Annotated in this window: 4 protein-coding genes and 1 pseudogene; 4 read left to right on the forward strand and 1 reads right to left on the reverse strand. The window is 50.7% G+C overall.

Translation table 11 applies throughout. The annotated features are described in order from the left end of the window. The coding region (locus ACOJS8_RS20185; protein WP_420150358.1) for a sugar phosphate isomerase/epimerase family protein at positions 1-913 on the forward strand (913 nt) is incomplete at its 5' end. A 73-nt stretch (positions 914-986) separates the two neighbouring features. Further along, positions 987-1400, forward strand: coding sequence for a hypothetical protein (locus tag ACOJS8_RS20190; protein WP_420150359.1), 414 nt, complete (start codon positions 987-989; stop codon positions 1398-1400). Positions 1401-1508: 108 nt separating this feature from the next. On the opposite strand, the gene ACOJS8_RS20195 is transcribed toward ACOJS8_RS20190, so the two are convergent. Beyond that, positions 1509-2936, reverse strand: a complete 1428-nt coding sequence (locus ACOJS8_RS20195; RefSeq protein ID WP_420150360.1) for a glycoside hydrolase family 125 protein — start codon at positions 2934-2936, stop codon at positions 1509-1511. Between the two features lie 213 nt (positions 2937-3149). Between ACOJS8_RS20195 and ACOJS8_RS20200 the strand changes: the two genes are divergently transcribed. Further along, positions 3150-3722, forward strand: coding sequence for an NADPH-dependent FMN reductase (locus ACOJS8_RS20200; protein WP_420150361.1), 573 nt, complete (start codon positions 3150-3152; stop codon positions 3720-3722). A 152-nt stretch (positions 3723-3874) separates the two neighbouring features. Continuing rightward, a pseudogene (locus tag ACOJS8_RS20205) lies at positions 3875-5286 on the forward strand (M81 family metallopeptidase); the annotation flags it as partial.

Genomic DNA, 5286 nt, shown 5'->3' on the forward strand with positions numbered 1-5286 from the left:
CGCTTTTTTACAAACGTCAGCCCTGCTGGCCGGAAGCCTGTTCACCCCGTCTCTTCCCACGTTCAGCGCAGTGCCAAAACCGTTGCGGCTGGGCGGTCCCATTTTCCTGAAAAGCGATGATCCGGAAGCCCTGGCGCGGGAACACCGACGACTACGGTACAGCGCGGCCTATGTACCGCCGGTTGAGTTGAAAGACACCGAAAAAATCAAATCGATTCAAAAAGCGTTCGCTGCTCAGAACGTGATGATCGCCGAAGTTGGGGCCTGGGTGAATATGCTTGACCTGGACGCCGAAAAACGTCGGAAAAATCTGGAGTACGTAACGAATCGGCTTGCTCTAGCCGAAGCCGTTGGCGCGCTCACCTGTGTCAACATTGCGGGTTCTTACAATCCTAAAAACTGGGATGGGCCGGATGCCCGGAATCAATCCAAAGAGTATTTTGATGCCACAGTCGAAAACTGCCGGAAAGTCATTGACGCCGTAAAGCCGAAACGCGCCAAGTTTGCGCTCGAAATGATGGGCTGGAGCCCACCCGACGGAGCAGATTCGTACCTGAAGTTCATCAAAGCCATTGATCGTCCGGCGTTTGGCGCTCACGTCGACATTGCCAATATTATCAATACGCCTGACCGATATTATAACAATACGGCGCTCATCAACGATACGTTCCGCAAGCTGGGCCGCTGGATTGTGTCGTCGCACGCAAAGGATATTTACGGTAAAGACGGCCATTTTGCCGAAACCATGCCGGGCCGGGGCCAGATGGACTACGTTACGTACATCCGCAACGTAACGTCGCTGCCGCAGGAAGTTCCGTTGATGCTGGAGCATCTGCGAACGGCAGAAGAATACGACGAAGCTCGCCAATACGTTATCGGTCAGGCAGATAAAGCACAGATATCCTTAGCCTAACCAAAGAATTCATGTCGTCAAGCAACGTTATAGGGAGTAAAGTCATCTTATAGCAAACCATAAACTTTTCTATATGCCTATCAAAACTTTATTCACAGCCTTCTTCTTACTCACTGCTACGTTCCAGATGGCGAAGGCACAACCATCATCAACCGAAAATGCTACGTCAAAAACGGTAGTTGGCAAATGGTCGGGGACGTACTTGGGGGATTCGTCAGGAAAATTTGAGTTGATTCTCAATCAGGACAATGCGAAAAATTTAGCCGGACAAGTTGTTATGCTGACCGATGACGGCAGCCGACACCCAATTGATTTAAAAACGGCTTCCTGGAAAGACGGCCGGTTGAGCGCTACGTATATCGACCCATCGGAAAACGACGAAGTTAGCTTTACAGGAACCTTCGCGGATGCTGATCTGAAAGGCACCTGGAAATCCGATGGTGGCCAGGCAACTGGAACCTGGCAGCTCAAGCGAGCCAATCCATAGTGGAATTATTAATTATAATTTGACCCCATCCGGGGTCAGATGTTTATAGCAATTTTGACCCATCTATAAACATCTGACCCCGGATGGGGTCAAACCATGGTGCTACTTCTACAATTCTTTGCTCAGCAAATGGGGCCGCTCATTGGCTACTTTCAGGATCAGTTCGCCAAAGAGTGTATTGGCCCAGGCAAACCATTTGCGCGTAAACTTGGCCGGATCATCCTTATCGAACGACTCGTGCATAAAGCCCGTTCCGGCGTGGGTTTTCTTTAGCTGACCTAGCTGCGTCCGAATTTCGTCATCATTTGTAGACGTAAGTGCCCGCATCGTCAGGCTCATCGTCCAGATATTATTGACCAGCGTATGCGGACTACCGACGCCCTCAGCCGCTTTGCCTTTGAAGAAATACGGATTGTCGGGACTCAGCACAAATCGGCGGGTATTCTGATAAATTGGATCGCTGGCAGAACAGGCACCCAGATACGGCAAAGCCAGCAGGTTTGGTACGTTGGCATCATCCTGGAGCAGGTGATTGCCGTAACCATCGACCTCCATCGCATACATTTTGCCGTATTTCGGATGATTGTAGATGGCATATTTCTTCAATGCGCCTTCTACTTCGTCGGCCAGCGCCCGGCAGTCTTTGGCGAACGTAGCGTCAGGACGTAGCTGGTCGATCATGGTAGCCAATTGCCGGAACGAAACCACCGCAAACCAGTTCGACGGCACGTAGAACGGAAATACCGTAGCATCATCCGACGGACGGAACGTACTGTTTATCAGACCAATCGGCCGCGTTGGATTGCCATACCCATCACCCGGCACCGTATCCGTCGACCACGATGTTGAGCGGCTGAAATGATATGGGCCCCGGCTGGTCTTCCGTTGTTGCTCGCGGCAGGTTTTCAGCGCAAGCTGCATGGCCTGCGACCAGTCGGCATCGAAAGGGCTGGTATCGCCCGTTGTTTTCCAGTAATGATAGGCCAGACGTATTGGATAACAGAGTGAATCAAGCTCCCATTTGCGCTCGTGAAGTCCCGGTTTCATATCCGTTACGTCCTTTTTCCACTCGCCTTCTTTGGTTGTGTCCGAGTAAAATGCATTGGCGTATGGGTCCCACCGAATGCACTGCGCCTGCCGTCGAATCACGCCCGCAATCAACTGACGTAGCGAGGCATCCTGTTTGGTGAGCGGCAAATACGGCCATACCTGCGCCGTACTGTCGCGGAGCCACATGGCGTCGATATCGCCCGTAATGACAAACGTATCGGGTTTGCCGTTCTCGTTTTTAACCTGAACAGTGGTATCGAGCGTATTGGGAAAGCAGTTTTCGAAGAGCCAGGCAAGCTCCGGATCGCGGATGGTTTTGTGCATCCGCTCAATGGTCTGCTCAACGGCTGTACTGGTAAAATTCCGTTTACCGGCCGCTGTCCGAACAACGGGAAAAGCGGAGTCGGAAGAAGCCCAGATTGGCTGAGTATGTAAAGCTAAACCGGCCCCTAAAGCCGATTGCTGAATAAAACGACGTCGGTTCATGATGCAAAAATGACGAATTATGACCGATGAATACCTAATTGAGACGTACTCACTCATCATTTACCATTCCTGATCATTCGTCAAACCCTCGCGTTTCGATACGTTATCGCATCCAATAGCCCCTATACTTCAGGTTAGCCTGCTTTTTTGCAGGTAGATTTGAGTTATACTTGCGCCAATTCAGTATTATTTACGCTAACAGCCTGTAGAAAAATGTACAAACTTAAAATCATCGTTTCAACCGTTCGCCCGAGCAGGAAAGGACCGCTTGTGGCTCAGTGGATTGCGGAAGAAGCCCGGCAGAATGGGCATTTTGAAGTAGATATTCTTGATCTGGCAGAAATCGGGCTTCCCCTGATGAATGAAGCGGCTCACCCGGTTATGAAGCAGTATGAACATGCGCATACAAAACAGTGGAGTGCTACAATCGACGAAGCCGACGCGTTTATTTTTGTTACGGCCGAGTATGATTACAGCTATCCTGCGTCTCTGAAAAATGCTCTTGAGTACCTCGTGCATGAATGGGCTTACAAACCGTCGGGCATTGTCAGTTACTCAGGTGGGCCTTTTGCCGGGGTCAGAGCTGTAATCAGTTTGAAATCCGACTTAATTAATTTCCGGAACGTAGCGCTGGCCGAAGTTGTCAATATTCCCACTGTTGGCGAGTTTATCAGTGAAGATGGCGTATTCGTATCCAACGATCGACTGACGAAGGCAGCCACGCAGATGCTAACCCAGCTGGTACGCTGGACAAAAGGTATGAAAGCCATCAAAGAAGACCAGTAAGCCTCTTTTATCAGACAGGTTGACTGGTTTTCTGGTCGACCTGCTTTGCTTGACCTCGAGCAAGAGGCAGGATTTATAGTTCAAAAAAGACTGCTTTATCCGGATTCATCGAAAACGTTGGCCAACACTCCTGAATCCGTTAACTTGTAGGCATGAAACATCTTCTGGTTGCCCTTTCAGCCTGTTTTATTGTTCATTCGGGCTTTGCTCAATCAACGAATACGAATTTACCCCGCATTGCCATTGCGGGCTTGGGCATTGAGTCAAGTACGTTCTCTCCCGCCGTTACGCACGACCCCGCCTTTCACGCTCGCTAGAGCGGGGAGGTTTTTAACGCTTATCCGTTTCTGATGGGTACAGCTCCGCTACGTAAACAGGTACGCTGGGTACCAACTGTTGTGGGAAAATCGCTGCCGGGCGGGGCCGTAACGCGGGAAGCGTATGAATCACTAGTGCATAAAATGCTGGATTCGCTCAAAAAATACGCGCCCTACGATGGCCTGTATTTCGATATTCACGGCGCCATGAGCGTAAAAGGGCTGGACGACCCGGAAGGCGACCTGATCACCCGTATTCGGCAAGTAATTGGGTATAAAACGCTCATTTCTACGTCGATGGATCTGCATGGCAACGTATCATGGCGGCTCGCGCAGAACACCGACCTGATGACCTGCTATCGGATGGCTCCCCACGAAGACGCCATGCAAACCAAAGAGCGGGCCGTTGTTCACCTGATCGAACGGCTCAAAAGTGGGAAAGGCAAACCCGCCTACAAAGCCCACATTACCGTACCAATTCTACTACCGGGCGAAAAAACGAGTACCCGCATTGAGCCAGGCAAAAGTCTTTATGCAGACATACCGGCTCTGGTTGATAAACAGGAAGGTGTTGTGGATGGCGGTATCTGGATCGGTTACGCCTGGGCCGATGAACCCCGCAACCACGCCGTTGTAATGGTAACGGGTGACGACAAAGCCAAAGTGACTCAGGCCGCTGAAAAACTGGCGAACCATTTCTGGGATGTACGTGCTCAATTTGGTTTCGTCGCTCCTACCGGTACGTTGGATGAAAGTTTGACTAAAGCCATTACCAGCCAGAAACGACCGTTCTACATCAGCGACATGGGCGACAATCCAACCGCCGGTGGTGCTGGCGACGTAACGTGGACTATCACGGAGATTCTAAAACGACCAGAGTTTAAGAAAGCCGACGGCCCTTCGCTAATCTACGCATCCATTCCTGACCCTGAGTTTGTGAAAAAAGCCATTGCCGCCGGGGTTGGTGGCCAGATAGAAGGCAAAGCGGGTGCCATGGTCGATTCACGATTTGCTCCGCCGGTTCCGCTCAAAGGCACCGTAACGGCCATCGAGTATGGCGACAAAGATGCTGAAGTAGAGGTTGTTGTGAAAGTGGGCAGTGTAAACGTTATCGTTACGCAGAAACGTAAGCCTTATCACGAAGAAAAAGACTTCAAACGGTTAGGACTCAATGGCCGGACGGCTGATATTGTGGTCGTTAAAATCGGCTACCTCCAGCCCGAACTGTACGAAATGCAAAAGGACTG

The organism is Spirosoma sp., assembly GCF_048594605.1.
Lineage (GTDB): Bacteria > Bacteroidota > Bacteroidia > Cytophagales > Spirosomataceae > Spirosoma.

Excerpts from the sequence above, each read along its gene's own strand:
- ACOJS8_RS20190 (WP_420150359.1), top strand. The coding sequence starts at position 987 with ATGCCTATCAAAACTTTATTCACAGCCTTCTTCTTACTCACTGCTACG.
- ACOJS8_RS20200 (WP_420150361.1), top strand. The coding sequence starts at position 3,150 with ATGTACAAACTTAAAATCATCGTTTCAACCGTTCGCCCGAGCAGGAAA.
- ACOJS8_RS20195 (WP_420150360.1), bottom strand. The coding sequence starts at position 2,936 with ATGAACCGACGTCGTTTTATTCAGCAATCGGCTTTAGGGGCCGGTTTA.